Genomic DNA, 2228 nt, shown 5'->3' with positions numbered 1-2228 from the left:
TCGCCGATACTCCTTCCGATGGTCGGGAGGGGCATGTTGGTGATCAAGCTGAGGGAGACGATCATGATCCTGGATCTGCATCAGCAGGGGCTGACGGTGTCGGCTATTTCCAGAGAAACTGGCATCGATCGCAAGACGGTGCGCAAATATATCGAACGGGGCCTCGATGCTCCGGCCTATGGTCCGAGGAAGCCGCGGACAACGGTCATTGACCCGTTCGCGTCTTATCTGCGGGAGCGGGTGAAGACCTATCCTGGGCTCACCGGCAGTCGACTGCTTCGGGAACTGCGGGAGCGAGGCTATACCGGTGGCTACACAGCCGTGACCGATTTTCTGCGGGACGTAGGCCCGACCGCAAGCCCTGGCTATGAGGTTCGTTTCGAGACGCCGCCCGGTGAGCAGGCGCAGGTTGATTTCGCCCAGTTTCATGTCGTCTTCACCGACGAACCGATGACGCCAAGGATTGTCTGGCTGTTCTCGATGGTGCTGGGGCACAGCCGCCTCATCTGGGCGCGGTTTGTCATACATCAGAACCTGCCGACTGTCCTGCGTTGCCACATCGCCGCCTTCGAAGCCATTGGCGGTGCCCCGCGCGAGGTTCTTTACGACCGGATGAAGACGGCCGTCATCGGGGAAGGCCAGACGGAAGGCATCATCTACAATCGTGCACTCATCGATCTGGCCCGTCACTATGGTTTCCATCCGAAGGCCTGCAAACCTTATCGGGCCAAGACGAAGGGCAAGGTCGAGCGACCATTCCGTTACATCCGCGAGGATTTTTTCCTGGCCCGATCGTTCCGCAATCTCGATGACATGAACGTTCAGCTCCGGCACTGGCTCGATACCGTCGCCAATCCAAGGAAACACGCAACGACCCAGCGCGTTGTCATGCAAGCCTTTGCCGAGGAGCGACAGCATTTGCGGCCATTGCCGTTGGCACCGTTCAAATCCGTTCTCAAGCTGGAGCGTCGCGTGTCACGAGAAGGCATGGTCAGCGTTGGCGGCAACACCTACAGCGTTCCGGATTCCACGCGAAGCCGCATGGTCGAAGTCCATTCTCTCGCCGACGAGGTTCGCATCTTCGAGAACGGCACCCTCATTGCAGCGCATCCTGTCCTGGAAGGTCGCAAGCAGCGTCGGGTCCATCCCGACCATCGACGAACAATCACCCCGCAACACCGGTTCAAAACACGCGATGATGCTCTTATCGTCACGCCCGCCGGCGACACCGTGCTGCAGCGGTCGCTTGCCTTCTATGATGCCGTCGGCAAGGCCCTGGCACAGGAGAACCGCCCATGAGCGCGACCCTTGATGCCATTCCCTCAATGATCGATCGCATTCGCCATGACCTGGTCGGCTTGAAGATGCCGCGGGCGCTGGAGGCACTCGACCATGTCGTGCGCCGCCTCGAACATGGCGAACTGTCCGCACTCGAAGCCATCGACATCCTTCTGTCGGAGTAATTGACCCTACGTGAGAACAGCCGCATCAAGACGGCGCTGCGGATGGGCAGGCTGGCGACGATCAAGACGCTCGCCGGTTTCGACTTCACCTTCCAGCCTTCCCTCGACAGGGACCGCATCTTCACCCTGGCCCAGCTCGGATTCGTCGAACGACACGAAGCCGTTCATTTCCTCGGCCCGCCCGGAACCGGTAAAAGCCATCTCGCCACGGCGCTCGGTGTCGAAGCGGTCAAAGCCGGAAAGAGCGTCTACTTCACGACCCTTGCCGACCTCATCGGCTCGCTGGCCCGTTCCGAACGGGAGGGTCGGCTGCAAGAGCGCATCCGCTTCTTCTGCAGGCCGAGCCTGCTCATCGTCGACGAGATCGGCTACCTGCCGGTCGTCCAGGGCGGTGGCAACCTGTTCTTCCAACTGGTCAACGCGAGATATGAACGCGGTGCCATGATCCTGACGTCAAACCGCGGCTTCGCGGAATGGGGCGATGTCTTCGGCGACCCTGTCGTCGCCACCGCACTTCTCGACAGACTGCTTCATCATGCCGTCGTCGTGCAAATCGAAGGATCAAGTTATCGGTTGCGCCAGCACGCTGAACTCATGCCGGAACACGTTCGCTCCAAAGCTCTCATTGCGCCTCCGGCATTCGCTCCACCTCAAAAGCCGCGCGGTAGGCCACCGAAAAGTCCGCAATTCTCCCTGGCGTCCACAACGGCATAAGTGGGGAATTTTACTTCGGCACTTTTGAGGAAAATTCACGCGGCATTGACA

Annotated in this window: 1 protein-coding gene and 1 pseudogene; both read left to right on the top strand. The window is 60.0% G+C overall.

What is annotated here, in order from left to right; translation table 11 throughout:
• Window positions 1-39: 39 nt before the first annotated feature.
• Window positions 40-1299 carry an IS21 family transposase gene (gene istA / locus GGQ67_RS25020; protein WP_183902800.1) on the top strand — a complete coding sequence of 420 codons (1260 nt, stop codon included), beginning with the start codon at window positions 40-42 and terminating at the stop codon, window positions 1297-1299.
• Window positions 1296-2177, top strand: a pseudogene (gene istB / locus GGQ67_RS25015) (IS21-like element ISRel3 family helper ATPase IstB). The gene istA and the pseudogene istB overlap by 4 nt, the downstream one beginning before the upstream one ends.
• The last annotated feature ends 51 nt before the right edge of the window (window positions 2178-2228 follow it).

The sequence above is a fragment of the Rhizobium metallidurans genome (assembly GCF_014196505.1).
GTDB classification, from domain to species: Bacteria; Pseudomonadota; Alphaproteobacteria; order Rhizobiales; family Rhizobiaceae; genus Rhizobium; species Rhizobium metallidurans.
Note: the sequence above shows the minus strand (reverse complement) of the source record. Positions and strands in the feature narration are given on the sequence as shown.